This window comes from Paraburkholderia sp. GAS32, assembly GCF_050434225.1.
Classification (GTDB): Bacteria; Pseudomonadota; Gammaproteobacteria; order Burkholderiales; family Burkholderiaceae; genus Paraburkholderia; species Paraburkholderia madseniana.
The window spans coordinates 94,739-120,033 of sequence record NZ_JBNPVS010000028.1; the positions used below are offsets into that span (position 1 = coordinate 94,739).

General features: G+C 62.0%; 24 protein-coding genes. 7 read left to right on the forward strand and 17 right to left on the reverse strand.

Going from position 1 to position 25,295, the window contains the following annotated elements; genetic code table 11:
- Window positions 1-85 precede the first annotated feature (85 nt).
- The 3 genes from P3T25_RS29440 (at window position 86) to P3T25_RS29450 (ending at window position 1,548) form a co-directional block, all read left to right on the forward strand.
- Window positions 86-829 (forward strand): SDR family oxidoreductase, encoded by a 744-nt coding sequence (locus P3T25_RS29440; protein ID WP_429360372.1) that lies wholly within the window; start codon window positions 86-88, stop codon window positions 827-829.
- A 118-nt stretch (window positions 830-947) separates the two neighbouring features.
- Window positions 948-1,280 carry a hypothetical protein gene (locus tag P3T25_RS29445; RefSeq protein WP_233464891.1) on the forward strand — a complete coding sequence of 111 codons (333 nt, stop codon included), beginning with the start codon at window positions 948-950 and terminating at the stop codon, window positions 1,278-1,280.
- Between the two features lie 64 nt (window positions 1,281-1,344).
- The gene (locus tag P3T25_RS29450; protein WP_154561106.1) at window positions 1,345-1,548 is read left to right on the forward strand and encodes a hypothetical protein; all 204 of its coding nucleotides are present in this window, start codon (window positions 1,345-1,347) and stop codon (window positions 1,546-1,548) included.
- 79 nt (window positions 1,549-1,627) lie between these two features.
- Here the strand turns inward: P3T25_RS29450 and P3T25_RS29455 are convergent, their stop codons facing one another.
- Window positions 1,628-3,295, reverse strand: coding sequence for an alkaline phosphatase family protein (locus P3T25_RS29455; RefSeq protein WP_429360374.1), 1,668 nt, complete (start codon window positions 3,293-3,295; stop codon window positions 1,628-1,630).
- A gap of 292 nt (window positions 3,296-3,587) precedes the next feature.
- On the opposite strand from P3T25_RS29455, the gene P3T25_RS29460 reads away from it, so the two are divergent.
- Window positions 3,588-4,010: a hypothetical protein gene (locus P3T25_RS29460; protein WP_429360376.1), complete on the forward strand. Its 423-nt coding sequence runs from the start codon at window positions 3,588-3,590 to the stop codon at window positions 4,008-4,010.
- Between the two features lie 30 nt (window positions 4,011-4,040).
- On the opposite strand, the gene P3T25_RS29465 is transcribed toward P3T25_RS29460, so the two are convergent.
- On the reverse strand, window positions 4,041-4,478 hold the full coding sequence (locus P3T25_RS29465; RefSeq protein ID WP_154561100.1) for a MerR family transcriptional regulator: 438 nt from the start codon (window positions 4,476-4,478) through the stop codon (window positions 4,041-4,043).
- Between the two features lie 70 nt (window positions 4,479-4,548).
- Between P3T25_RS29465 and P3T25_RS29470 the strand changes: the two genes are divergently transcribed.
- On the forward strand, window positions 4,549-5,784 hold the full coding sequence (locus P3T25_RS29470) for an NADH:flavin oxidoreductase/NADH oxidase family protein (protein ID WP_429360378.1): 1,236 nt from the start codon (window positions 4,549-4,551) through the stop codon (window positions 5,782-5,784).
- A gap of 61 nt (window positions 5,785-5,845) precedes the next feature.
- Here the strand turns inward: P3T25_RS29470 and P3T25_RS29475 are convergent, their stop codons facing one another.
- From P3T25_RS29475 to P3T25_RS29490, 4 genes are all read right to left on the reverse strand, one after another.
- Window positions 5,846-6,916 carry a rhodanese-like domain-containing protein gene (locus P3T25_RS29475; protein ID WP_429360424.1) on the reverse strand — a complete coding sequence of 357 codons (1,071 nt, stop codon included), beginning with the start codon at window positions 6,914-6,916 and terminating at the stop codon, window positions 5,846-5,848.
- A 193-nt stretch (window positions 6,917-7,109) separates the two neighbouring features.
- Window positions 7,110-7,766, reverse strand: coding sequence for a peroxiredoxin (locus tag P3T25_RS29480; RefSeq protein ID WP_154561098.1), 657 nt, complete (start codon window positions 7,764-7,766; stop codon window positions 7,110-7,112).
- Window positions 7,767-8,135: 369 nt separating this feature from the next.
- Window positions 8,136-9,629, reverse strand: coding sequence for a sensor histidine kinase (locus P3T25_RS29485; RefSeq protein ID WP_168435732.1), 1,494 nt, complete (start codon window positions 9,627-9,629; stop codon window positions 8,136-8,138).
- A complete protein-coding gene (locus tag P3T25_RS29490; RefSeq protein ID WP_154561096.1) occupies window positions 9,626-10,381 on the reverse strand; it encodes a response regulator transcription factor in 756 nt (251 codons plus the stop codon). Before P3T25_RS29490 ends, P3T25_RS29485 begins: the two co-directional genes overlap by 4 nt.
- Before the next feature lie 242 nt (window positions 10,382-10,623).
- Between P3T25_RS29490 and P3T25_RS29495 the strand changes: the two genes are divergently transcribed.
- Window positions 10,624-12,486 (forward strand): cytochrome c biogenesis protein DipZ, encoded by a 1,863-nt coding sequence (locus P3T25_RS29495; RefSeq protein WP_429360382.1) that lies wholly within the window; start codon window positions 10,624-10,626, stop codon window positions 12,484-12,486.
- A 48-nt stretch (window positions 12,487-12,534) separates the two neighbouring features.
- A complete protein-coding gene (gene msrA, locus P3T25_RS29500) occupies window positions 12,535-13,275 on the forward strand; it encodes a peptide-methionine (S)-S-oxide reductase MsrA (RefSeq protein WP_429360384.1) in 741 nt (246 codons plus the stop codon).
- A 29-nt stretch (window positions 13,276-13,304) separates the two neighbouring features.
- On the opposite strand, the gene P3T25_RS29505 is transcribed toward msrA, so the two are convergent.
- The 11 genes from P3T25_RS29505 to P3T25_RS29555 all read right to left on the reverse strand — a co-directional run bounded on the left by P3T25_RS29505 (window position 13,305) and on the right by P3T25_RS29555 (window position 25,153).
- Window positions 13,305-14,138 (reverse strand): AraC family transcriptional regulator, encoded by an 834-nt coding sequence (locus P3T25_RS29505; RefSeq protein WP_429360386.1) that lies wholly within the window; start codon window positions 14,136-14,138, stop codon window positions 13,305-13,307.
- Between the two features lie 123 nt (window positions 14,139-14,261).
- Window positions 14,262-15,770, reverse strand: coding sequence for a DHA2 family efflux MFS transporter permease subunit (locus P3T25_RS29510; protein ID WP_429360388.1), 1,509 nt, complete (start codon window positions 15,768-15,770; stop codon window positions 14,262-14,264).
- Window positions 15,771-15,979: 209 nt separating this feature from the next.
- Complete coding sequence (locus P3T25_RS29515) at window positions 15,980-16,657, reverse strand: glutathione S-transferase family protein (RefSeq protein WP_429360390.1); 678 nt, start codon at window positions 16,655-16,657, stop codon at window positions 15,980-15,982.
- Window positions 16,658-16,822: 165 nt separating this feature from the next.
- Entirely contained in the window at window positions 16,823-18,463 is a 1,641-nt protein-coding gene (locus P3T25_RS29520; RefSeq protein ID WP_429360392.1) for an AMP-binding protein, read from the reverse strand.
- A 76-nt stretch (window positions 18,464-18,539) separates the two neighbouring features.
- A complete protein-coding gene (locus P3T25_RS29525) occupies window positions 18,540-18,935 on the reverse strand; it encodes a RidA family protein (protein ID WP_429360394.1) in 396 nt (131 codons plus the stop codon).
- Window positions 18,932-19,375 carry an acyl-CoA thioesterase gene (locus P3T25_RS29530; protein ID WP_429360396.1) on the reverse strand — a complete coding sequence of 148 codons (444 nt, stop codon included), beginning with the start codon at window positions 19,373-19,375 and terminating at the stop codon, window positions 18,932-18,934. Before P3T25_RS29530 ends, P3T25_RS29525 begins: the two co-directional genes overlap by 4 nt.
- Window positions 19,372-20,580, reverse strand: a complete 1,209-nt coding sequence (locus tag P3T25_RS29535) for an acyl-CoA dehydrogenase family protein (protein WP_429360398.1) — start codon at window positions 20,578-20,580, stop codon at window positions 19,372-19,374. The genes P3T25_RS29530 and P3T25_RS29535 overlap by 4 nt, the downstream gene beginning before the upstream one ends.
- Before the next feature lies 1 nt (window position 20,581).
- Window positions 20,582-21,433: an enoyl-CoA hydratase family protein gene (locus P3T25_RS29540; protein WP_429360400.1), complete on the reverse strand. Its 852-nt coding sequence runs from the start codon at window positions 21,431-21,433 to the stop codon at window positions 20,582-20,584.
- Window positions 21,434-21,456: 23 nt separating this feature from the next.
- On the reverse strand, window positions 21,457-22,014 hold the full coding sequence (locus P3T25_RS29545; protein ID WP_429360402.1) for a MarR family winged helix-turn-helix transcriptional regulator: 558 nt from the start codon (window positions 22,012-22,014) through the stop codon (window positions 21,457-21,459).
- Window positions 22,011-22,784, reverse strand: coding sequence for an SDR family NAD(P)-dependent oxidoreductase (locus P3T25_RS29550; RefSeq protein WP_429360404.1), 774 nt, complete (start codon window positions 22,782-22,784; stop codon window positions 22,011-22,013). The genes P3T25_RS29545 and P3T25_RS29550 overlap by 4 nt, the downstream gene beginning before the upstream one ends.
- On the reverse strand, window positions 22,781-25,153 hold the full coding sequence (locus P3T25_RS29555; protein ID WP_429360406.1) for a bifunctional salicylyl-CoA 5-hydroxylase/oxidoreductase: 2,373 nt from the start codon (window positions 25,151-25,153) through the stop codon (window positions 22,781-22,783). Before P3T25_RS29555 ends, P3T25_RS29550 begins: the two co-directional genes overlap by 4 nt.
- Between the last annotated feature and the right edge of the window lie 142 nt (window positions 25,154-25,295).

Genomic DNA, 25,295 nt, shown 5'->3' on the forward strand with positions numbered 1-25,295 from the left:
ACGAAACGTGGACTCCTGATTGTAGCAAGTCCGGCTGCGGCGACGTATCGTTCCTGTACCGCAAACCACCTTCAGGAGTCTCCCCATGAAAACCGTCCTGATCACCGGATGCTCGTCCGGGTTCGGCCTCGAAATTGCCCGGTACTTCCTCGATCGTGACTGGAAGGTCATCGCCACGATGCGCACGCCGCGCGAGGACGTTCTGCCGCGCTCCGAGCGTCTACGCGTGCTCGCGCTCGACGTCACCGATCCGGACAGCGTGCGTCATGCAGTGGAGGCCGCCGGGCCGATCGATGTCCTGGTCAACAACGCAGGGATTGGCGTGCTGGGTGCCCTCGAAGGCACTTCGATGGAAACTGTCCGCGAGATCTTCGAGACGAACACCCTCGGTACGATCGCGATGACGCAGGCGGTGCTGCCTCAGTTCAGGCAACGGAAGGCCGGTGTCATCGTGAACGTCACGTCGAGCGCGACGTTGAGGCCGCTCTCCCTGCTTGCCGTCTACACCGCGAGCAAGGCGGCGGTGAACGCGTTCACGGAGTCTCTTCAGCTCGAACTCCAGCCATTCAATGTGCGAGTGAGCCTGGTACTGCCGGGGCGGGCACCGGAGACGCGCTTCGGTGAAAACGCGCAGCCGCGGATGCAGGGTGCTATCCCCGATGCCTACGCCGGCCTCGCGCAAAGTGTTTTCGCGGAATGGGCGAAGTCGACTGCGGTCACCCGGGCGCTGGATGTGGCGGAAGCGGTGTGGCGTGCGGCGAACGACCCGTCGTGCCCGGTTCGCCTTGCTGCCGGCGCTGACGCCGTGGCGTTGGCGGGATCACGCTGAATCGGAGCGCGGCCTTTAACCGGGTCGCTGCGGACCATAACGCCCTGCGAGACTCAAGCTTCGACGTCTGCGCGCCGTTATACGGGTTACAACCGTAAAAACTCGGGGGAGAACGGCGATGAACAACGATGAGCGTCTTCGGCGTGAATTCTATGTGAACCCGGCTTCCTATTGCCGGGTGATGGCCGTTGTCTCGGCCGTTACCTTCGGTCTCTACCGGGTGGAAGGCGGCGGAACGGTCGGCATGCTTTCCGTGCGCTGGGAAAAACTGGGCAATGAGGTCGTGCCGCAACTGCATGCTTACTATGACAGTTGGCGCGTTCTCGCTTCGTTCTCTGATGTTCTCGCACGGATGAGCGAAGTGGCGGGTTCATCCTGCTCGCCAGAAGCCTTGTGTCAGATCTTGCTGGATTGCGGATTCGTCAATCGAATCGAATCGAACCGGGACTGACTGAAAGCGTTCAACCGTCGATCACTCGTGAAAGATCAGTCTTAACAGGAAGGAAATCGTAATCATGTCAGTAACGGTTCGCGTGGAGTATCAGTATTGCCAACACGGCAAGAAAGCGGTTCAGACAGGAAGCGACCTGCTAACCGTGTCAGAGGATACCAAGAGCGCGATTCTCGCTATGTTGCGGCTCCTGCATCCGCGTTGGGAGTCGATCAAGGTGCTGTCTACGTCCCCGGCGACGCCGTCAGAAACGACCTCGAGCAATTGAAAAAACAGCGTTGTAGGCGAAGTGCGTCGCGTCGGTCAGGCGCGTGCGCGGCACTAGCCGCGCACGCGCATCCATTCGCTTAAAAGTGCTCGCGCTCGAAGCCCGGCAGCGCACGCGTTCCTTCAATAGCGACCGAGTGCAGCAGTTCAGGTTTCAGGTCGAGCAACCGCAGGATCGTCGGCGCGACCTGCGTGGTCGACACACGCTCGTCGTTGGTCCGACCAGCGTGATGGGCGTGAGGCACGTAGATCACGAGACCGAGATGGCTGTCGTCGGGAGCGTTGCCGCCGTGCTCTTCGTCTTTCGCCTTACTCGAGGTATAGATGACCCCCGGGTTCGGCTGGACGATGATGTCAGGTGTGCGTCCGCGTGCCGGATCGCCAAACCGGTCGGCCAGTTGCGAGCCGGACAGAATGTACGCCTGCGGGCCGTCCGCACAAATGCCGGGTGCGTTGCAGCTCAGGTTGGCTTTCAACGTCTTCACGACCGCCGGCAGTTGGCTTTGATCGCGCAACCAGATCAGGCCGACGTCATCGGTCTGGACGAAACCCGTATTGACCAGTCCCGATCCGTCATTCAGGTTGCCGCTCGTCGTATTGTTCTGCCCGAAGTTGCCGGTCGGATCCAGATAGTTGTTTGCTTCAAGCAGCTTGGAGAGCGTGTCGCCGTTCTTGATCAGCTTCGAATGATCGGTCGGAGACTGCCCATGCTTCGCAGTGACGATGATCGCCGTCGACGAATAAAGGTTGTGCTGTTTGAGTTCGGACACGATGCGACCCAAGGCGTTGTCCAGATAAGCAATCGCGCCGGTTACCTGCGGACCTGGCGTGAAGCTCGCATCCAGATAGCCGCCGCCCGTCGCCACCGTTGCCTTCTGGGCGACGCTCAAGGTCTGGAAGTTGGCTCCAAACAACGTGGGCACGTCGGCGGTGGATTTGCCCGTCGAATCCATGCCGTCAATTTGATTGATCAGCGACTGCACATGGAAATTGTCGAACTGTTCCGTGTGCATGTAGAGGTCGGTGTAGTTCGTGTGGGTCACCGGATCAATCGAATTGATCTCGGTGCGCGACAGATCGTCGACGCCTGCGCCGGACGGTCCATTGAGCCAGTCGTAGCCCCACGCATGTTTGTCCGCCCAGGCGGTGCGAGCGTGTTTCACGTTGCCTTTGACCACTTCGAAGATCGTGTTGGTCTTCACGTAGTTGTGCGGATAGACGGGCGTACAGACGCCATTGACCAGCGCATTCGGGATGGCCTGAGGATTGAACGCGCCGCCACCGTTGAGATTTGTCAGTGGGCCGCCGTTCTCGCCATCGATGCCCGTGGTCTCGTCGAATACGACATTCCAGCCTTGCTTGCCGGTGCAATTGCTATCGGACGGCGCGTAGAGCGTGCGGTCATACGATACGTCGTAGAACAGGCCCGCGGATTTGGGGGAGCCGCCAGTGACGAGCGCTGCGAGGCCCGGGAACGAATCCGAAAGGCCAGGCGTGTGCGCGTTGGTGTAGGTCGTCCCCGACTTGGCCAGCAACGCAAGATTGGGGCACGCATTCGAACCGATACAGCGGGCGACGTCCTGCTCATGCAAACCGTCGAAGCTGATCAGCAGCACATGTTTCACCGACTCGTGCTCGTGATCGTGTTCATCGTCCGCCGCAGCGCCCAGCGAGTACAGTCCAGCAAGCAACGCAACGCTTACGCCAATGGCGCTTTGTGTACGCTTCCATCTCCTGATCGTCGTCATCTCTCGTCCTTTTTGGTTGCTGCGAAACATTTGGTAATCGGAGACTGAATGTGCAGTGGAATTGAGTCGCCTGGATGAATCGACGCTTTCGATTCCATAACGCACTAACGATTTGTGCAACGATGAGAAAATCACGTAATAGTTTGTATTGCCTAAGGTTTCCTTAAGCATTGCATGGTCCGGCGAACGCCCACTTGCCCTAAAATCACGCTTACGCTACGTACTATAAATTCCAAGACCAACCATGCCACGCTACGCCATATCGAGTCTCCGACGCGCTTCCGCCGGCGTCATGTTGGCTGCAATCTCCATCTTGGTAACCGGCTGTAGTGACGGGATATCCGAGGCCGACGCCGCATTCGTTACCACCGGGACGCCGCCCCAATTCGAATCGTTGCGGATGTACGGCGCAGCGCCCGATAACCCCGCGCCGGGCAGCGGCAACACGCATGCTCTGGGCCGGCTCCATCAGGGATGCATGGCGATCATCCGCGCCGGGGGCCGCGATGTGCGCGAGACGGTGATTCTGGAGGACGAGCCGGGTCCTTCCTTCGATCTTGATGTCACCCGTACGTCCGACGGATGGAGCGTGACTTCGGACGGACTCACACCGCCGAGCACCGATCCCGTCGGTTTCCGCACGCGCTTCACCCACTGCGTGAACGCGATCCGCGACAAGTACGCAGCCGAACCGGAAAAGGCTCCGTTCAAATAAGCTTCGATCGCGCTGCGCGCGCGGTCTTCTTTATTCGCGTCGGGTTTTTGACCGGCGCGACGGTTCCTGCTGCTGTGCCAGGAGCTGATTGGCCAACTCCACGCCGTCGACACAATTTCCTGCAGCCCACGCTTCGCTGAGCGTGGTGCGAAGCGTGCGTAGCGTCTTGCGCTGCGTACGCAGGGCAGTCATGAGTTGCTCGATCTCGTCGAGCCGCGTATCGAGTTTGTGCAGCAAATCCTCTTTCGGGTAAACCTCGTCACCAGCGAAGGCCTCACGCAATCTGTCGAGCGGAAAGCCCAGAGTCTGCGCCAACTGCACCATGCGCAGGCGCCCAATGGCCTGGTCAGAGTAGACGCGATAACCGTTGGCGCTGCGCTCCGGCTCGGGCAGCAAGCCGCTCTGCTCGTAAAAGCGGATGGCAGATGGTGCGAGGCCGGTTTTTTCCGCGAGTTCGCCGATTCTCATAACGCTTGACCTTCAAGTTGACTTGAATCTTAGTATAGCGGCATCGCTCATTTTGGATGCTGACTCCGCCATGACTACATCGCTGTTCACACCCGTGCAGTTGCCCAACGGCAGTTGGCTGCCCAACCGTCTAGCCAAAGCGGCGATGGAAGAGAATCTTGCCGACGCGGGGCAACTGCCCGGCGAGACGATCCATCGGCTATACCGTTCGTGGGCCGAAGGTGGCGCAGGTCTTATCGTCACGGGCAACGTGATGATCGACGGCCGGGCGCTGACCGGGCCAGGCGGGATCGTGCTTGAGGCCAATACGCCCCTTGCACCATTCAAGCAATGGTCACAAGCGGCCCGCAGCCGTGGTGCCCAGGTGTGGATGCAGATCAATCATCCGGGCCGGCAAGTGCTGGCGGCAATGGGCGGCACGGCGTGGGCGCCTTCGGCTGTCCCGATGGCGCTCGGCAAACACAGCAAGCTGTTCGCGCAGCCGAGCGCCATGAGCGAGGACGAGATCAGCGAGACCATCGGCCGCTTTGTCGCGACGGCGCACGCTGCCGAGCAGGCGGGGTTTACGGGCGTGGAAATTCACGCCGCACATGGCTATTTGATCTCGCAGTTCCTTTCGCCGCTGACCAATCGCCGCGCCGACCGTTGGGGAGGCGATCTTGCCAACCGTGCCCGCCTGTTGCTGGACGTGGTGCGTGCTGTACGCGCAAGGGTTTCACCGGGTTTTTGCGTGGCGGTCAAACTGAACTCCGCTGACTTTCAGCACGGTGGCTTTTCGGAAGAGGACGCCCGGCAAGTCGTGCTGTGGCTGAATGACCTGTCGGTAGACCTGGTCGAGCTATCCGGGGGCAGCTACGAAAGCCCCGCGATGCAGGGCGACACTGCCGACGGGCGCACCCTCGCGCGCGAAGCCTATTTCCTCGAATTCGCCAAGGATCTGGCCAGCGTCGCCACGATGCCTGTCATGACCACCGGCGGCATCCGGCGCCGCGCGGTGGCCGAGCAGGTGCTGAACAGTGGCGTTGCCGTCGTCGGCATGGCCACGGCGCTCGCCGTGATGCCCGATCTGCCCGCACGCTGGCAAGCGGGCGCCGATCTTGGGGCGCACATTCAGCCGGTCGAGTGGCGCGACCGGGCGCTCGCGGCACTCGCGCGCATGGCACTCGTCAAACGCCGCCTGCGTTCGCTCGGCACGGGACGCACGGCGCCTGCCCGGTATTCCGCGGTCTTGACGTTGATCATCGATCAACTGCGCACGCGCCGGCTGACGCGGCGTTATCGGCAATGGAAGCAGGAGCACGCATGAAGCGTCAAATCGGACGCGGCGTGGACGATGGTTAGCCATCAGCCGACGATTGACGATTCCGTCACATGCTGTCGTTTTCGACGACGCGGCCTTCCGCACGCCAGCGCAGCATGCCGCCGGGAAGGTTGGCAACCTGCTCGAATCCGGCCTGTCGCAGCATGATCGTGGCTTGTGCCGACCGTCCGCCGGCCCGGCAGACAGTCACGATCGGGCGCTCCTTCGTGAGTTCAGCGGCGCGCCCGGCGAGCTCACCCAATGGAATGAGCGTGGCAAGGGGGATGCGCCCCAACGGTCCGTTGAACTCGTCGGGCTCGCGCACGTCGACGATCTCGACCGCACGCAGATTTTCCTCGAGCCACTGGGCATTGATTTCCCAAATGCCTGCAAAGCTGCACGTCAGTGGCGCCCAATCGGGCTCCGCCATCTGCGCGGGGTAGCTCGCGGCCAGGCCGCATTTCAGGTTCGCGGGCACCGCCACATCGATCTGCTTCGGATGCGCCAGGCGCAGGTTCGTCATGTATCCGGCGAAATCGTCTTCACACAGTTCGCCGCCAAGACGTGGATTGAAGCGCCGCTCCTCGTCCACACTGGTGACCGTCAAACCGCGATAGTCGTGGGCCGGGTAAAGCAGGCACGCGGCGGGTAGCGTAAAAATGTGGTTGTGGATCGCGCGAAACATGGCGTGCGCGTCACCGCGCTGGAAATCCGTGCGGCCCGTGCCTCTGATCAACAGGCAGTCGCCGGTAAACGCCATGGTCTCGTTGTCGAGTACGAGTGTGATGCATCCATCGGTATGGCCCGGTGTCGCGCGTATGCCCAGGTACCTCGCGCCGAACTCGACCTTGTCGCCGTGGCTCAGATAGCGGTCCGCGCCTTCGGCGCCGCTCGCAGCCGAGATCGCAATCCGGCTACCTGTGCGGCGATTCAGCATCCATGCACCGGTTACGTGATCGGCGTGGACGTGGGTATCGATTGTGTAAAGCAGATGCAATCCAAGCTCTTCGATCAGGGCGGTATCCCGGCGCACCTGTTCGAATACCGGATCGACCAATACGGCCTCTCGCGTTGCGCTATCGGCAAGAAGATACGTGTAGGTCGACGATTGCTGATCGAATAGCTGCCGGAAGATCAACACGATTTCACTCCGCGGCCCGCTTTTGCGAGCGGTTAAGGATCGCGGCCCATGGAACGTCGCCATACCGTCCTGCAGGCAGTCGAATTGGGCCCACCCCGTTCAGCGGGCCGGGTACGTGGATGCACCCGGACTCGCATTGGCCGCCGGACTTCACACTATCCGGCGCCCGTCGCTCCAATCAATGAGCGCTTTACTTCGGTTGCTCAACGTATCGCAGGTAAGGCTTCACGGTTTTGAAACCCTGCGGATATTTTTGCATCGCGGCATCGTTGGAAACGGACGTTGGAATGATCACGTCTTCGCCCGGTTTCCAGTTCACCGGCGTCGCCACCGTGTGTTTCGCGTTGAGTTGCAGGGCATCGAGCAGCCGCAACACTTCGTCGAAATTGCGGCCTGCACTCATTGGATAGACGAGCGTGGCTTTGACCTTCTTGTCAGGCCCGATGAGAAACACCGAGCGTACGGTCGCGTTGTCCACCGCGGTGCGTGGGCCGGCGCCGCTCGCCTCGGGATGAATCATGTCGTAGAGCTTCGCGACCGTCAGGTCCGGGTCGCCGATCAACGGGTAGTTGACCGCGTGGCCCTGCGTCTCCGCGATATCCTTGACCCACTCCTTGTGGTCGCCGACGGGATCGATGCTGAGCCCGATAATTTTCGTGTTGCGCTTATCGAATTCTGGCTTGAGACCCGCCAGGTAGCCGAGTTCCGTGGTGCAAACCGGGGTGAAATCCTTCGGATGCGAAAACAGGATCGCCCAATGGTCACCGATCCATTCGTGAAAACGGATCGTTCCTTCGGTGGTTTCCGCAGTGAAATCGGGAGCGTTTTCTCCAAGTCGAATCGACATCATCAGTCTCCATAGGTTGGGTGCACCAAGGTACCCGTGCCGCGGCCGGCGTGACGTCCCCCGGGCTGCCTGGGTGTTGAGTGGCAATTGGTCTGACTAGAGACTACCCTCCGGCCGGTTGCACCGTATCGTGCCGGAGGACCGTCTGCGGGCGCAGCAGATACAGAGACGCTCTCGAATAGCCGGGATGTGGGACAGACATCGGGATGCGCTGCGGGTCGCACCTATAGCGTAGAACAAAAAAGACTGTCCCTGTAGGCAGGTTGTAGGGCGAATCCGCAGTTGCGGTGGGAAGTTCACGTGCACGCCGAAGAAGGAGAACTCGCACGTTGATTCGGGCCGTATTCAGATCAAACGGCAAACGATCGGTCAGAGTGGGATGCCGGCGACAGCCGGCTTTTCGGTGGTCGGCAGCTCGAAACAGAATGCCGTGCCCGTTCCCTCACGTTCGAGCAGGCGTATCTGGCTGTGATGCAACTGCAGCATGCGCTGCACGATCAGCAGACCGAGTCCGCCGCCGCGATGCGCGCCACCTGAACTGAACGGACGTTCGAACAGACCTTCGCGCTGCTCCGCTGGAATGCCGGGACCGGTGTCGCTGACCGTGACCGATACCTTGCCGTCCTTGTGCGCGAGATCGACATCGATCGACCCGCCGGCGGGCGTGTGGCGGATCGCGTTGTCGAGCAGGTTCGTCAGCACGCGCTCGATCATCCCCAGGTCGGCGTAGACCGCCGGCAGACGAGGAGGGAAGTCGGCGCGCAACTGGATCTGCCGCGCCTCGGCCGGCAACTCGAATTTTTGGAAGACGTCCTGGACCAGATCGACCAGCGAGAACGGCTCGAGTGCGGGTTGCACGTTGCCGTGTTCGAGCCGGGCCAGTTCGAATAGTGCCTGCGCGAGCCGCCCGACCTTGACGCTCTGTGCGAGCGCAATCGCCAGATAGCGTTTGCGCTCCGTTTCGCCGAGCGTCTCGGCTTTGAGTGACAGCGTCTCGAGGTAGCCGTGCAGCGAGGTCAGCGGCGTGCGCAGGTCGTGCGAAATATTGGCGATCAGCTCGCGCCGCTGCTGATCCTGGCGCGTCAGCGCGCGCCACTGGTCGCCGATGCGGTTGGCCATCTGCGCGAACGTCGCTTCGAGTACGCCGATTTCGTCGCGCCTTCCAGCGGGCGACGAGCGTGGCACTGCGGGCTGGGTGTCCGGCTCGCCGTCGGCATCGAAACGGCGCATGGCGTCGGTGAGGCGGCGTAGCGGCCGCGTGATCAGGCCGAATGCCGTCAAACCCGCAAGCAATCCCAGCAGCGCGACCAGCGCCATCGACCAGAGCGTGGTACGCAGCACCGAGCTGGCGGCCACGCGTGCGGCGAGCGCGTCGTGTTCCTCGCCGAGCAGGACCACGTAGATATAGCCGGACGGCGGCTGCCCGTTCAATTGCAGCGGCGCGGCGCTAAACACTTTTCTCCCGTCGACGCTGCGCGGGTCGTCGCCGAGGATCGGCAACGCCTCCCCGGCGATAAATTGCCGGACGGGCGCGAGATCCACCTGAGCGCGCTTGACGTGGCCCGCGGGGGCGTCGTCGCCCTCGATGCGCCCCTGGTTGTCGAGCAGGTACACCTCGACGCTCGGATTCACCATCATCAACTGGCCGAACAGTTGGCGCACCGCGTCGGGCCGCAGGCCGTTCGCGTCCATCAGCGTAGTGCGATGCGCGATATGGTTGGCGAGATCCTTCGACAGGCGCTGCACGACTTCTTTTTCGTGCAGGTCGCTCGAGCGGATCTGCAGCCACGCCGATGCGCCGCAGCACGCCAGCAGTAGTGCGGAGAAGACGAGCGAGAGCCGCTGGGTCAGTGTCAGGTTCACGGCGCGTCCTGAGGTGCGCCGGCGGGCGTGGGCCCGTCGCCTGGATTGCCGGGCATGGCCAGCTTGTAGCCGCGCCCCCAGACGGTCAGGATGCGCTCGGGCTGGGCGGGGTCGGTCTCGATCTTCGCGCGCAGGCGGTTGATGTGGGTGTTGACGGTGTGTTCGTAGCCTTCGTGCTGATAGCCCCACACGGCATTGAGCAGGTCCATCCGCGAGAACACTTTGCCTGGATGCTGCGCGAAGAAATACAGCAGGTCGAATTCACGCGGCGTCAGTTCAATCGGCTTGCCGTCGACTGTCGCCTCGCGCGTTAGCGGATCGATCGTGAGTCCGGCGAGTTGCAGACTGCCCGCGTCGATGCGCGAGTCTTTCGCCATGGCTTCGACGCGCCGCAGCAAGGCTTTGACGCGCGCAACCAGTTCGAGCACCGAGAACGGCTTGGCCAGGTAGTCGTCGGCGCCGAGTTCGAGGCCGAGGATCCGGTGCACTTCGCTCGACCGCGCGCTGGTGATGATGATCGGCGTATAGCGCGTCATCGCGCGGGCGCGCCGGCAGATTTCCAGGCCGTCGACGCCGGGCAGCATCAGGTCGAGGATCAGCGCGTCCCAGCCGCCTTGCTCCAGCAGACGCAGCCCTTCGCTGCCGTCGGCGCTGTGCACGACTTCGTAGCGCTCGTCGCGCAGATGAAGGCTCAGCACGTTGGCGATGTCGACGTCGTCTTCAACGATCAGGATGCGCTTCAGTGGGTCCATGGAGGGCTTTAGCCGCGGGTAAGGGCGTGGTTCAAAGCGGTGGAAAGACAGGGCGCCCGCAAAAACGGGCCGTTGCGCCATTGTGCAAAATTTCCGGGCGGCGAGTTATCACATTTAATTTAACTTTTCGTGAGGACTTTGACACCCCTCGCGCCCTAGGATGTGGGCACTTTCCGCTGATTTGCAGCGTACCCAAGCCGTGTAACTACCCTAACTGACTTACAACATCGCCCGGAACCGACATGCTACTCATCGTTCTTGCCTATCTTGGCGGCGCTCTGACGATCCTCAGTCCGTGCATCCTGCCGGTGCTGCCCTTTGTCTTCGCGCGCGCCGATCAGCCCTTCGTGCGCAGCGGGCTGCCATTGCTGGCCGGCATGGCGCTGACCTTCGCCATCGTCGCGACCCTCGCCGCCGTGGGGGGGGGCTGGGTCACGCAGGCTAACCAGTATGGCCGCTGGCTCGCAATCATCTTGCTCGCCGTCTTCGGACTGACGCTGCTGCTGCCGCGTTTCGCGGACCATCTGATGCGCCCGCTGGTGAGCGCCGGCAATCGCCTGTCGAATTTCGCGCAGGGCGACGGTCAGCAGGTTCGCGCGGGATCGTCCTTTCTGCTGGGCATCGCCACCGGTTTGCTGTGGGCGCCGTGCGCCGGTCCGATTCTCGGCCTGGTGCTGACCGGCGCGGCATTGCGGGGCGCGAGCGTCGGCACCACGCTGTTGCTGGTGGCCTATGCGGCCGGCGCGGCGACTTCGCTCGCGGTGGCGCTGCTGATCGGCGGCCGGGTGTTCACGGCGATGAAGCGCTCTCTGGGCGCGGGCGAATGGATCCGCCGCGGGATCGGCGCGGCGATGCTAGGCGGCGTGGTGGCGATTGCGTTCGGGCTCGACACCGGCGTGCTGGCGCGTGTATCGACCATCGCTACCGGTGGCCTTGAACAGAAACTGGTCGACAAGCTGTCGCCCGGCGCGACGCCGACCAATCCGGTGGCGGCGGGTAACAAGACCAATGCGCCGGCCAATGCATCGGGCAGCGATGCCGTGATGACGGCCAACCCTGCTGCCGATGCAAGCGACGCCGGCGCGATGATGCGTGCTTCGCAAGGCGCATCAGACGGCGCGGCTGCGTTGCCCGTCGAAGGTGTGCTGCCGACCTTGAACGGCGCCGTCCAGTGGCTGAATTCACCGCCGCTGACGGTTCAGGACCTGCGCGGCAAAGTTGTGCTGGTCGATTTCTGGACATACTCGTGCATCAACTGCCTGCGTTCGCTGCCCTACGTGAAAGCATGGGCGCAGAAGTACAAGGACCAGGGGCTCGTCGTCATTGGCGTGCATGCACCGGAATTCGCGTTCGAACGCAATATCGACAACGTGAAGAAGGCTGTCCACGATCTCGGCGTGGACTATCCCGTCGCGATCGACAACAACTACGCGATCTGGCGTGCACTGAACAATCAGTACTGGCCGGCCCATTATTTCGTCGATGGTAAAGGGCAGATTCGCTATCACCACTTCGGCGAAGGCGACTATGCGGAATCGGAAAAGGTGATTCAGGAATTGCTGACCGAGGCAGGGCACGCGAATGCGTCGAAGGTCGCACTCGGCATCACCGGCACGGGCGTGCAAGGCGTGCAGGCAGCGGCCGACAGCGCCGACATGCAGTCGCCGGAAACCTATATCGGATACGAGCGTGCCGAGAATTTCGTGTCGCCCGGCGGCGCGGCGGAGGACAAGGTTCACACCTATACGGTGCCGTCACAGCCCGCCGTCAACGATTGGGGGCTGGCCGGTGTGTGGAATGTGGGTGCCGAACAAGCGACGCTCGCCGCGGCGTCCGGACGCATCGTCTATCGCTTCCATGCGCGTGATCTGCATCTGGTGCTCGGTCCGGGCAAGGACGGCAAGCCAGTTCGCTTCCGCGTAAGCGTGGATGGTGCCGCACCGGGCGCTGCGCACGGAACAGACGTCGCCGCCGACGGTGCCGGCACCGTCACCGAGCAGCGTCTTTACCAACTCGTGCGGCAGACCGGCGATGTTGCGGATCACACGTTCTCGATCGAGTTTCTGGATCCAGGCGTGCAAGCGTTTGCCTTTACGTTTGGCTAAGCTGAGCCTGACGGCGTGACTCAACCACTCCTTGAAAGACTGAAAATCATGCAAACAACTTCTACTAGCAGCAAGGTTTCCCAGCGCAGGCGTTCGTCGTTTTTCCGGCTCGCGGGTTGCGTCGCCATTGCGGCGGGCGTCTTCGCCGCGCAGCGCATCGCGAACTCAGCCGAAGCATTGACGAAGATTCCGCCGCCTGCCCATGACGAGAGCGTCGGCTCGATGCATAGCGAAACCGCTGTGTTCGCGGGCGGTTGCTTCTGGGGCGTTCAGGGCGTGTTCGAACACGTGCGCGGTGTGAAGCAGGTCGCCTCGGGATACACGGGCGGTGCCGCTGGCACTGCGCAATATGAAACCGTCAGCGAGGGCGATACTGGGCACGCGGAATCGGTGCAGGTCACCTATGACCCGACGCAGATAACGTACGGACGTTTGCTGCAGATTTTCTTCTCGGTTGCACACGACCCCACCGAGCTGAACTACCAGGGCCCCGACCACGGCACGCAATACCGCTCGGCGATCTTTCCGGCCAATCCTGAGCAGCGTAGCGTCGCGCAATCGTATATTGCGCAGCTCGACAAGGCGCACGTATTTTCAGGGCCAATCGTCACGCGCGTGGAAGATTTCAAGGGTTTCTATCCGGCAGAAAGCTATCACCAGAATTTCCTCGCGCTCCATCCTGACTACCCGTACATCGTGATTAACGATCTGCCGAAGGTGAGTGGACTGAAGCGTATGTTTCCCGATCTGTATCGCAACGATCCTGTGCTGCTCAAAGTGAGCGGCTAGTTTCTCGAGCGAGCCGCTCAACCCTCGAATCAAGCCTTCAACGGTAGCCAGATTTCGAGCCCACCCATGCCGCTGACCGGATCGAACTTCTCGTCATAGCGCTCGAAGTTGGGCGCATCGGCGGGAATATGTCCCGATGCCGGCAGCCACTGATTCCAGATCGTGTTCCAGGTGCGCCGTATGGTCGAGATATGCTCGCGGTGGTTGAACACCGCGTAGCGCTGCGGGGAAATGCGCAAGCGGCTCAGTTCGGCAGGCAATGCCGAAAAGTCGCTGACTTCGACGCCGCACAAATAGTCGACGTTGCCGGCGTCGTCGGCGTTGTAGCAGACGCCATACGCCACGTTGCCGACCTGGCCCGGCACTCTGCCGAAGTATTCGCCAAAGCGCTGCCACTGCGAAGGAATCGCGGCGCAGGTTTCGCTTGTATAGCGCTCGCTCAGGCCCGCGACGAGAAACGGTTTGCCGTCTTCGAAACGCGGCGGTTCGAGATGCGTGAGAAGGGTTTCGTCCATTTTGATCGGCTCCACGATGGCGATGTTGTCGAGGTGACCACGCGCGCGTAGCGCTTCGGGCGTCAGTCCGAATTGCTCGCGAAACGCACGCGTGAATGCTTCGTGAGAACCGTAACCGGCGTCGATGGCGACCGTCAGAATATCGGGTGCACCGTCGGCGAGACACCGTGCCGCTTCGCTCAAGCGGCGCGCGCGAACATAGCGCATCACCGAAAGCCCCGTGGCCGCTTCGAAAGCGCGCGCCAGGTGAAAGCGCGACACGCATCCACAGTTGGCGATGTCGTCGAGTGTCAACTCGCGAGCAAAGTGGCTTTCGATAAACCAGAGCGCTTTTCCAACGGGGTTCATTTCGGCTCTCACGTCAGCATGAAGCCAGCATAGCCAGGCGCGATGCGGCGCATTTGATCGCGCTTGCGGTTTTGCGGTGGGCGCGTTCTTGACCGCGATCGACCTTGTTTCAGGTCGGAGAGGTCAGTAGTTTTCGGTCGCTGCCGCGTTGCTGGCACCACGCGACTGCGCTGCAGCGGACCCGCCGTCACCGTGTGCATCCGCGTGCGCGTTCGCGTTCGCGCCACCGGGTTGCCCCGGGCGCAGCAGCAAACCGCCCAATACACCCGCCGCTGCCGCGAAAATCGCACCGAACAGGAACGCCACGTGGTAGCCGCTATTGAGCGCCGTCACCGCGTTTTCAGAAGCCTGCATCGCGTCACTGCGCGCTGCCGCGAGACTCGCGAGCACGGCGAGACCGAGTGCGCCACCCATCATGAACGACGTATTGACGATCCCGGACGCGAGACCCGAGTCGCTCGGATCGACGTCGCTCATGGCGGCCAGCAGCAAGGGATTAAATGCGATGCCCGCGCCGAAGCCGAGCAGGATCATGCCGGGCAGCACGTCGAGCACGAAGCTGCCATTGACGGGCGCGCGTGCAAACAGCGCAAGGCCAACCGCCGCGACCAGCAACCCGACGGCAAGCGGCGCGCGCAGACCGAAGCGCATCACCGCGCGTGCCGACAGGCCCAGTGAAAAGAACGCCATGATCAGATTGGCCGGCAAAAACGCGAGCCCGACCTGCAAGGGCCGGTAGCCGAGCACGCGCTGCAGATACAACGCGGAGATGAAGAACCACGCGAACATTGCCGCTGCCCACAGTACGCCGACCACGTTCGCGGTCGCGACATTGCGCAGGCGGAACAGACCGAGCGGCATCAACGGATGCTGCACGCGCGCTTCGATCACGAGAAACACGGCCAGCAGCGCGAGCGCGGCGAACAGCAGACCGAGCGTCTGTGCCGAGGTCCAGCCCGCTTCGTTGCCATTTACGACTGCGTACACGGCCAGCATCAGCGAAGCGGTGACTGTGACCGCACCGGCCACGTCGAGCCGTTCGCCATGAGCATGGCCGCGTGCCGATGGCAGGAGCGCGACGCACAGCGCGTAGACAGCGATGCCAATCGGCAGGTTGACCAGAAAGATCCAGTGCCAGCTGAGCAGGTTGGTCAGCAGACCGCCGAGCAACACGCCGATGCTGCCGCCACCCGCGCAGACGAAACCGTAGATACCCATCGCTTTGGCGCGTTCGCCCGCTTCGGTGAACAGATTCATGATCAGCGACAGCGAAACAGCGGAGACGACTGCGCCGCCCAAACCCTGCACAGCACGCGCGCACACCAGCAGGATTTGCGAATTCGCCAGGCCGCACGCGAGCGACGCCAGCGTGAACAGCGTGATGCCGCCGAGAAACAGCTTGCGGTGGCCGTAGAGATCGCCCAGCCGTCCGCCCAGCAGCAGGCAGCCGCCGAAGGTGAGCATGTACGCGTTGACCACCCACACCAGCGAGGTTTCGCTAAAGCCGAGGTCCGCGGCGATCGACGGCAAGGCAACGTTCACGATCGTCGTATCGAGCACGATCATGAGCACGCCGAGGCACAGAACGATCAGCGCCAACCAGCGTTTGTTGCCGTGGATGAAATGGGTCATGCAGGGGCTCCTTTGCCGTGGTCTATCGAGCGGAAGCGGGCTCAAGCAGGCTCAAGCGGGCACCAGCGGATGCAATCGAATGCCGGACGTTCCGCCGCTCGGCACGAAGTCGAAGCCCGGTCGGCAACCCGTTGATGGCAATGGGGATTTTTAGTCTAGCACCCGCGAGTTTTAAGCCACAACTACGAATTCCTGGGCGGGGTTGCCCATTAATCGCCGCCCAGCAGTTCGTACTTGCCGCCGCGCTCCAACGCTCGCTGATAGGCGGGCCGTGCGTGAATGCGTTTCAGGAAATCGACGACGGCGGGAATCTGCCCTTCCATGCCGCCGCGCGCGGTGGCGGCTTCGAGCGGAAAGCTCATCTGAACGTCAGCCGCCGTGAAATCGTTGCCGACGAACCAGCCGGTCGCGCTCAATTCCTTATTGATGAAACCGAGGTGCAGTTTCAACTGCGGATCGAGGAAGCTCGATTGCAGCGTCCACGCGATCTTGCGGGCGATCGGCTTGGCGAAGAACGGCATCGGCGCGCTGGCGATGCGCAGGGCGATCAGTTTCAGCAGCAGCGGCGGCATCGCCGAGCCTTCCGCATAGTGCATCCAGTAGGTGTAGCGCAGCCGCTCGGGCGTGCCCGCTGCGGGCGCGAAGCGGCCTTGACCGTACTTGTCGACCAGATACTCGATGATTGCGCCGGATTCGGCGAGGGTCTGGCCGTCGTCCGTAATGACGGGCGACTTGCCGAGCGGATGCACCGCACGCAACTCGGGCGGCGCCAGCATCGTTTTCGGATCGCGCTCGTAGCGCTTGATTTCGTATGGCACGCCGAGTTCTTCGAGCAGCCACAACACGCGTTGCGAGCGGGAGTTGTTCAGATGATGGACGATCAGCATGGGTCGAAGGAGGTTGGCCGGTGAAGCGTCACATCATAGGGGCGTTGTGCCGAGGCGGGGCTCTATTTGCTCGCCCCTTTGACGAAAGGGGCGAGCCATGCGGTGCGTCTCTTACTCCGATCCCATGCAACATAGTTGCCGAGGAAAGAGGGACTACATGAGGGGCTACCCGAGCGTACGCAATTCAAAGCGTTTGATCTTGCCGGTTTCGGTGCGCGGCAGCGAGTCGATGAAAGCGATGACGCGTGGGTATTTATACGGCGCCACGCTATTTTTAACGAAATCCTGCAGTTGCGCGACCATTTGGTCGTCAGGCGTATAACCTGGGTTCAGCACCACGAAGGCCTTGACGATCTGTCCGCGCGTCTCGTCGGGTACGCCGATCACGCCGCATTCGGCCACCGCGTCGTGTTGCATCAACACGCTTTCCACTTCCGGGCCGGAGATGTTGTAGCCGGCGGAGACGATCATATCGTCGGCGCGGGCCTGATAGAACACGTAACCGTCTTCGTCGAGATAGACCGAGTCACCGGGAAGATTCCAGCCGTCGCGAACGAACTTCGCTTGCCGTTCGTCGGCGAGATAGCGGCAGCCCGTCGGCCCGCGCACCGCGAGTTTGCCGATTGTGCCAGCCGGGACCGGTTGCATGGCGTCGTCCACGGCCTGCACGACGTAACCCGGCACCGCGCGGCCGATGGCATGCGGGCGGATCGCGTCGCCTTGCGCCGAGATGAAAATATGGATCAGCTCCGTGCCACCGATCCCGTCGATCATCTCGATGCCGCTTGCGTCGTGCCATAGCCTGCGCGTCGAATCCGGCAACGCCTCTCCCGCCGAGACCGTTTTCTTCAAGCTTGAAACGTCGTGATGCGCAACGAGCGGCGCCATCTGCCGATAGAACGTCGGCGCGGTGAACATGATCGTCGTGTGAAAGCGCTCGACGGTTTGCAGCAAGGTCTCGGGCGTGAGCTTCTCGATCAGCACCGTCGACGCGCCCACTCGCAGCGGAAAGCACAGCAAACCACCGAGGCCGAATGTGAAGGCGAGCGGCGGCGTGCCGCAAAACACATCGCTCGGTGAAGGTTTCAGAACATGACGCGGAAACAGATCGCACATCGCCAGGACGTCGCGATGAAAGTGCATGCAACCCTTCGGTGCGCCCGTCGTGCCGCTGGTGAAGGCGATCAGGCAGACGTCGTCAGCGGCGGTATCGCAGGCGGCGAAGTGGCCCGGCTTGTTGATCGCGAGGGTGTCGAGCGAATCGGCGGAATCATCGTGAAACAGGCGCGTTTGTTTCAAACCCGCACAGTAGAACTCGTCCTTGGGATCGTTGCAGCGTGCGAGTTCGGCGGTCAGGCGTGCGTCGCATAGCGCGGCGTTGACTTGCGCCTTGTCGATGATCTGCTTGAGTTCTTTCGCACGCAGCAGCGGCATGGTGGGCACCACGACGAGGCCGGCTTTCAGCGCCGCGAGCGCCGTCACTGCCATGTGCAAGGTGTTCGGTCCGCGTAACAGCACGCGGTTGCCAGGCTGCAAACCCATCTCATCGACCAGCACGTGCGCGCTGCGATTCACCAAGGCGAGCAACCCGCCGTAAGTGGTCGCCTGCGGTTTTCCATCCACGTCCGACCAGATCGCCGGACGGTCGCGATGTCCCGCTTCGATCGTTCTGTCGAGCAATTCCGTCGCGCAATTGAGGCGCGCCGGGTAAGCAACGTCCGGGTTGTCGAGCAGAAAGACAGGCCATTGATCCTGCGGCGGAAGATTGTCGCGCGCGAAGGTATCGACGTGTGCTGACGGTTCCATCATGGTCTCCCGGGCGTTGAGCCGGCTGAATGCGCTTCGGTTGGCTTGGTGGCTGGCTATTGCGTGTTTCGTGTGCTTACTGCGGAATCACTGCCGTGGCTTCGATCTCGACCTTGGCTTCGTCTTCGATCAATGCAACGACCTGTACCGCGCTCATCGCGATGTCGTAGTCGCCGATCAACTCGCGAAACGCACGGCCGATATCTTTCAGCGAGGCGAGGTATTCGCGCTTGTCCGTGACGTACCACGTCAGGCGGACCAGATTCTCGGGCTTGCCGCCCGCTTCGTGCAGGACGGCGAGGATGTTCTTGAGCGCCTGAATCGCCTGCTGCGCGAAGTCGGTGGTCTGAAAACGCGCCTGTTCGTCCCAGCCGATCTGGCCGGCGATGAACACCTGCGTGCCGGTTGCGGCAACGCCGTTCGCGTAGCCGCGCGGCTTGATCCAACCGGCGGGAAGGAGAGCTTTTTTCATGAGCGATGCGCCTCGATGGATTCAGGCTGTGGGACAAACGCCGCGAGCGCGCTCGCGATGTCTGTGGGAATGTCGATGGATGTGCCGCTTTCGAGCGATGTCGTTACCAGCACCTGTTTCGCGCGAAACCGGATTTCGTCGCCGTGCTGGCCGACGATCTCGATACTGATCGAGCGGCGCCCGACCTTCGTGACGCTGAGTGACAGCGTGATCGTTTCGCCCATCTGGCTCGGCCGCGAAAACTCGCAATCGAGCTTGACGATCGGCAAGCCGACCCGGCGTTGCGCGATCATTTGCGCATAGTCGATCTGCATGCCTTCGTTGAACCAGTCTTCGACCAACGCGTTGGTCATCACCAGATATTGCGGAAAGAACACGATGCCGGCCGGATCGCAGTGCTGGAAGCGGATACGGACAGGTCGTTCGAAGGTCGCGTTCATTTCGCCGCGTCCTTGATGACTTCCGCGGCGTGCGCCTTCAGAAGGTCGCGGCCGACAATCAACTGCTGCACCTCAGTCGCGCCTTCATAGATCCGCAACGCACGAATTTCACGGTAGAGCATCTCGACGGCTGTGCCGCTTTGCACGCCCATGCCGCCATAGAGTTGCACGGCGGCGTCGATCACCTGTTGCGCGCCTTCGCTTGCGTGCCACTTGGCCATTGCGGCTTCACGCGTGACCTGTTCGCCCTGATCGCGCAGCCAGGCTGCGCGATAGACCAGCAATGCGCTGCTGTCGATCGTCAATGCCATTTGCGCGAGCTTGGCTTGCGTCAACTGAAAATCGCCGAGCGTCTGTCCGAACATCTTGCGCGACGCCGCCCGCGAGAGACCTTCAGCCATCGCATGACGCGCGAAGCCCAACGACGCTGCCGCCACCGAGGTGCGGAAAATATCCAGCGTACGCATCGCGAGTTTGAAACCTTCGCCGGGTGCGCCGAGCATCTGGCTGCGCGGCACGCGTGCGCCGGCAAAGTGCAAACGCGCTAGCGGATGCGGCGCGATCACGTCGATGCGTTCGGCGATTTCCAGACCCGGGGTGTCGGCATCGACGATGAAGGCGGTGATGCCGCGTGCGCCCGGCGCTTCGCCGGTTCTGGCGAACACTACGTAGAAGTTGGCGATGCCGCCGTTGGAGATCCACGTTTTGTCGCCGTCGAGTACGTAGAAGTCGCCGTCTTCGCGCGCTGAGAGGGACATCGCAGCGACGTCCGATCCCGCTTCCGGTTCCGACAAAGCGAAGGCGGCGATAGCCGTGCCATTTGCGACCCGTGGCAAATAACGTGTCTTTTGCTCATGAGTGCCGCCGAGCGAGATCGCGCCAGAGCCGAGTCCCTGCATCGCCAAGGCGAAATCCGCGAGACCGGAATGCTTGGCGAGCGTCTCACGCAGCAGGCACACCGCGCGCGTTTCGATCGTGTCGCCATTCCCGCCGTAGGCAACGCCGCCGACACCGTATTTCAGCCAGCCCGCTGCACCGAGTTCACGGACCAGGCGGCGGCAGGTTGCATCGACGTCGTCATGTTCTACGTGCGAGAGATTCGCGCGGCACCATGCTTCGATACCCGCAGCCAGTTCGCGATGGCGTGGTTCGAAAAACGGCCAGGCCAGTGCGCTGTGCAGATCCAGATCGCTGTTGGTGCTCAATTCAATCTCCCTCGAAGACAGGGCGGGACTTCGCGGCAAACGCGCTATACGCACGTTCGAAATCGCGCGTGCTCATACAGATTGCCTGTGCTTGCGCTTCCGATTCGATCGCTTCGTCGATGCTCATGCTCCATTCCTGGTGCAGCATCTTCTTCGTGATGCCGTGCGCGAAGGTCGGACCGGCGACGAGATCGGCGGCGAGCTTCTGTGCGTCTGCGATGAGCGCTGCCGGTTCGCACAGGCGGTTATAGAAGCCCCATGCGTGGCCCTCGTCACCACTCGCCGAGCGGCCGGTGAACAGCAATTCGGCGGCGCGTCCCTGACCGATGATGCGCGGCAGGATCGCGCAAGCGCCCATATCGCAACCCGCGAGGCCGACGCGAGAGAACAGAAACGCGAGCTTGCTGCGCGCGGTGCCGAGCCGCATATCGGACGACATTGCCAGGATCGCACCGGCGCCGGCACAGACGCCGTCGACTGCGGCGATGATGGGTTGCGGGCAGTGACGCATCGCTTTGACCAGATCGCCGGTCATGCGTGTGAACAGCAGCAGTTCCGGCATCGGCAGATTGATCAGCGGCGCGATGATGTCGTGTACGTCGCCACCGGAGCAAAAGTTCTCGCCTGCGCCGTGAATCACGACTGCCTTCACGTCGGTCGCGTACGCGAGTTGCCGGAACAGATCACGCAACTCCGCATACGATTCGAACGTCAGCGGGTTTTTGCGTTCGGGGCGGTTCAGCGTGATCGTCGCGACCTTGTCGGCGACCGACCAGCCGAAGTGCCGCGCCTCGTAACCGGCGAGTGTCAGGCGGTTGCCGGCTAGTAGCGCGTCGGCGTTGGATCGTGTCATGAGTGTCTCCAGTTCGGTGCGGATCAGTCTTTCAGACTGTCGAGCAGATGTTGTTTGAGTTTGCCGAGGCGCTGATGGGTCCGCGATTTTTCGTCGAGGCTCAAGCCGCCGAACAGTTCGACAACCCATTGCTCATGCGCGATGGCCATCTTGTCGAACGCCTTGCGACCCGCGGGTGTGAGGCACACGCTGATCGAGCGGCGATCGTTGGGATCGGTGCCACGAGAAACCAGACCTTCTTTTTCGAGCTGATCCGTAATGCCGGTCACGTTGCCGCCCGTCACCATCAAACGGCGCGACAGTTCGGTCATCTTCAGGCCTCCCGGATGACGTTCTAGTTGTGCCATCAAATCGAAACGCGGCAACGTGGTGTCGAATTCGTTGCGCAGGCGCTTGCGCAGTTCGGCTTGCACGAGATTGGTTGTGGTCAACATGCGCAACCATAGACGCAGGCCCATGTGACTATCGGCGCCGGTACTCATTTCCAGATCCACGACGTTCTCCGCTGGTTTGGCGACGCCTTTGCGCGGCGGCTTTGTTTCAACCGTCGTGGTCTTTTTGAAGTTCGATAACTTGGTCACATTACTTCTCCACCGGAGATGGAAATGGATTGACCCGTGATCGCGTCCGAGCCGGGTTGGCAGAGCCAAAGCACTGAGTTCGCGACTTGCTCCGGGCTCACGAAACGACGCTGCGGATTCGTGCGCAGCAAGGTTTCACGCGCTTGTTGTTCGGTGCGTGAGGTCTTGCTGGTGATCTGTTCGAGCGATGCATGCAGCAGTTCGGTTTCTGTATAACCGGGGCAGACGGCGTTGACCGTGATGCCCTTGGTTGCGACTTCCAGCGCGAGTGAACGCGTCAGGCCGATCACGCCATGTTTCGCGGCGCAGTAAGCGGCGACGTAGGCGTAGCCGATTTGCCCCGCTGTGCTCGCGACATTGACGATGCGGCCGTGGCCACGATCGAGCATGCCGGGTAACACGGCGCGCGTGCCGAGGAAGACGCCGGTGAGGTTCACGTCGAGCATGCGCTGCCAGAGCGCCATGTCGGTGTGAGCGAAGGGCGCGGCTTGCGCCTGGCCGGCGTTGTTGACGAGGATATCGATTGCGCCGGCTTGTGCGAATGCCTTCTCAACCGATTCTTCGCTTGTGACGTCGACGCTGATGCAGGCGACCTCGCCGAGCCCGTTGAAACTCTCGCGCTGCGCATCAAGACGTTGTGCGTTCCGTCCCATCAGGGTGACGCGAGCGCCAGCGTGCAACAGCGCTTCGGCCACTGCCGCGCCGATGCCGCTGCCGCCGCCTGTGACGACAGCGTGCTGTCCTGCGAGGGTCGTGTTGGGCGTATTCACGTTGTCCCCTCAGCGCGTTGCGCGCGTTCTTGTGGCGACAGGCCCGCGTTCGCCGCAGCCTGGGCGCGCTCACGCTCGATATTTCGTTCGAGTTGCGACTTGGCTGCTGTATAGGGCTTCGGCCACGTCACGTCGAAGTAACCGATTTTTGCGGCTTCATTCAACGTCCACGACGGGTTAGCCAGATGCGGCCGCGCGATCGCACAGAGATCGGCACGGCCTGCCGCGATGATGCTGTTCACGTGGTCCGCTTCCGAGATCGCACCAACGGCGATGGTTGCGATGCCGGCTTCGTTGCGCACGCGGTCGGCAAAAGGCGTCTGGAACATGCGGCCAAACACGGGCTTTTCCTGCTTGCTGACCTGGCCCGACGAGACGTCGATCATGTCCGCGCCTGCGGCTTTGAACGCGCGGGCGATCTGAACGGCGTCGTCGGGCGTGGTGCCGCCTTCGACCCAATCGTTAGCGGAAATACGCACGGAAATCGGCTTGTCTTGCGGCCAGACGGCGCGGATCGCCTTGAAGACCTGCAACGGGTAACGCAGACGGTTTTCAAGTGAGCCGCCATATTCGTCGGTGCGCTGATTCGTCAACGGCGACAGGAAGCTCGAGAGGAAATAGCCGTGTGCGCAGTGCAGTTCGAGCCAATCGAAGCCGGCTTCCGTGGACATTTGTGTGGCGCGTACGAATTGCGCTTCGATTTCTTTAAGTTCGTCTCGTGTGGCTTCATGCGAGGTCTGACTGACGCCGCTTAAATATTGCTGCGGCGAAGCGGACACGAGCGGCCAGTTGCCTTCGTCAAGCGGCTGGTCGATGCCTTCCCACGCTACACGTGTCGAGCCTTTTGCGCCGGAGTGCCCTAGCTGAATGCCGATCTTCGCGTCCGATTGACTATGCACGAGATCGACAATTCGCTTCCATGCCGTGACATGTTTCGGCGCGTACATGCCGGGACAAGCGGGCGTGATGCGCGCTTCGGGCGACACGCAGGTCATTTCCGTCATGACCAGCCCGGCGCCGCCCATGGCGCGGGCACCGAGATGCATCAGGTGATAGTCACCGGCAATGCCGTCGACGGCGGAGTATTGCGCCATCGGCGAGACGACGACGCGGTTTTTCAGGGTGACGCCACGCAACGTGAAGGGCGTGAACATCGGCGGAACGGAGTGCTTTTCAGGCGCGCGTTCAATGCCGGAGCGGTGTGCGAGCCAGTCTTCGAACGTCGAGAGATAGGTTGCGTCACGTTCCCGCAAATTCTCGTGCGAAATGCGCTGCGAGCGCGTAAGCAGCGAATACGCGAACTGTTCCGGTTCGAACGACGTATAGCGGTCGACATGCTCGAACCACTCCGTCGAATTGCGCGCGGCGTTCTGGATGCGCAATACGTCGATACTGCGGACATCCGTGTAGTGCTGCAACGCAGCGGGCAAATCACCCGGATGCGCGCCCATGCTGTTGGCGAGTTCGATCGAATCTTCGAGCGCGAGCTTGGTGCCCGAGCCGATCGAAAAGTGCGCGGTGTGCGCGGCGTCGCCCATCAGTACGATCGGCGTTTGCGTGCCATCGGCGTTACCGCGCCAATGAACCCACTCCTCGTTGACGACGCGCGGGAAACGAATCCATTGCGACGACCCGCGCAAATGCGCGGCGTTCGACAGCAACGGGTTGCCGTCCAGATACTTGGCGAACAGCTTCTCGCAGAACGCGATGCTATCTTCCTTGCTCATTTCGTCGAGACCGGCGGCGCGCCACACGCGCTCCGGTGTTTCCACAATAAACGTCGAGGTTTGATCGTCGAAGCGGTAGGCATGGGCCTGGAACCAGCCGAACTCAGTTTCTTCGAAAGCAAACGTGAAGGCGTCGAAGAGCTTTTTGGTGCCGAGCCAGACGAAGCGGCAATCGCGCATGTCGATCGCGGGCTTGTAAGTGGCGGTGTACTTCTGACGGATGGCGCTGTTGGCGCCGTCACAGGCGATGATCAGGTCGGCGTCGTAGGTGGTGTCGTCCGTGACCTGGGTTTCGAAAACCAGCTTGACGCCCAGTTCTTCGCAGCGGGCCTGGAGGATATTCAGCAGACGTTTGCGGCCGATGCCGCAGAAGCCATGGCCCGACGAGCGAACCTGCCTGCCGCGGAAATTGATCTCGATGTCGTCCCAGTGGTTGAAGGCGTCGAGGATCGCGTCCGCGCTCGGGGCGTCGGCGGCGCGCAGATTGCCGAGCGTCTGGTCGGAGAATACGACGCCCCAGCCGAAGGTGTCATAGGGGCGGTTGCGCTCGACCACCGTGACGTCATATGCCGGGTTCCGGCCCTTCATTAACAGGCCGAAGTACAAGCCGGCCGGGCCGCCGCCGATACATACGATGCGCATGTTGACTCTCCATGTGGACCTTTCTCTGGAGGGTAATTTAGGCGTCGATAGTTTAGATGTCAAGTAAATTGTGGGGCAGCGCGTGTGCGCGTTGCGGCGGATGATCAGTCAACAAATGAAGCGGGCGAGACGCGCATCGTAT

Bases quoted from the DNA above. Each gene is read 5' to 3' on its own strand.
- P3T25_RS29440 (WP_429360372.1), top strand. From the start codon at position 86: ATGAAAACCGTCCTGATCACCGGATGCTCGTCCGGGTTCGGCCTCGAA.
- P3T25_RS29445 (WP_233464891.1), top strand. From the start codon at position 948: ATGAACAACGATGAGCGTCTTCGGCGTGAATTCTATGTGAACCCGGCT.
- P3T25_RS29450 (WP_154561106.1), top strand. From the start codon at position 1,345: ATGTCAGTAACGGTTCGCGTGGAGTATCAGTATTGCCAACACGGCAAG.
- P3T25_RS29455 (WP_429360374.1), bottom strand. From the start codon at position 3,295: ATGACGACGATCAGGAGATGGAAGCGTACACAAAGCGCCATTGGCGTA.
- P3T25_RS29460 (WP_429360376.1), top strand. From the start codon at position 3,588: ATGTTGGCTGCAATCTCCATCTTGGTAACCGGCTGTAGTGACGGGATA.
- P3T25_RS29465 (WP_154561100.1), bottom strand. From the start codon at position 4,478: ATGAGAATCGGCGAACTCGCGGAAAAAACCGGCCTCGCACCATCTGCC.
- P3T25_RS29470 (WP_429360378.1), top strand. From the start codon at position 4,549: ATGACTACATCGCTGTTCACACCCGTGCAGTTGCCCAACGGCAGTTGG.
- P3T25_RS29480 (WP_154561098.1), bottom strand. From the start codon at position 7,766: ATGTCGATTCGACTTGGAGAAAACGCTCCCGATTTCACTGCGGAAACC.
- P3T25_RS29490 (WP_154561096.1), bottom strand. From the start codon at position 10,381: ATGGACCCACTGAAGCGCATCCTGATCGTTGAAGACGACGTCGACATC.
- P3T25_RS29495 (WP_429360382.1), top strand. From the start codon at position 10,624: ATGCTACTCATCGTTCTTGCCTATCTTGGCGGCGCTCTGACGATCCTC.
- msrA (WP_429360384.1), top strand. From the start codon at position 12,535: ATGCAAACAACTTCTACTAGCAGCAAGGTTTCCCAGCGCAGGCGTTCG.
- P3T25_RS29505 (WP_429360386.1), bottom strand. From the start codon at position 14,138: ATGAACCCCGTTGGAAAAGCGCTCTGGTTTATCGAAAGCCACTTTGCT.
- P3T25_RS29510 (WP_429360388.1), bottom strand. From the start codon at position 15,770: ATGACCCATTTCATCCACGGCAACAAACGCTGGTTGGCGCTGATCGTT.
- P3T25_RS29515 (WP_429360390.1), bottom strand. From the start codon at position 16,657: ATGCTGATCGTCCATCATCTGAACAACTCCCGCTCGCAACGCGTGTTG.
- P3T25_RS29520 (WP_429360392.1), bottom strand. From the start codon at position 18,463: ATGGAACCGTCAGCACACGTCGATACCTTCGCGCGCGACAATCTTCCG.
- P3T25_RS29525 (WP_429360394.1), bottom strand. From the start codon at position 18,935: ATGAAAAAAGCTCTCCTTCCCGCCGGTTGGATCAAGCCGCGCGGCTAC.
- P3T25_RS29530 (WP_429360396.1), bottom strand. From the start codon at position 19,375: ATGAACGCGACCTTCGAACGACCTGTCCGTATCCGCTTCCAGCACTGC.
- P3T25_RS29540 (WP_429360400.1), bottom strand. From the start codon at position 21,433: ATGACACGATCCAACGCCGACGCGCTACTAGCCGGCAACCGCCTGACA.
- P3T25_RS29555 (WP_429360406.1), bottom strand. From the start codon at position 25,153: ATGCGCATCGTATGTATCGGCGGCGGCCCGGCCGGCTTGTACTTCGGC.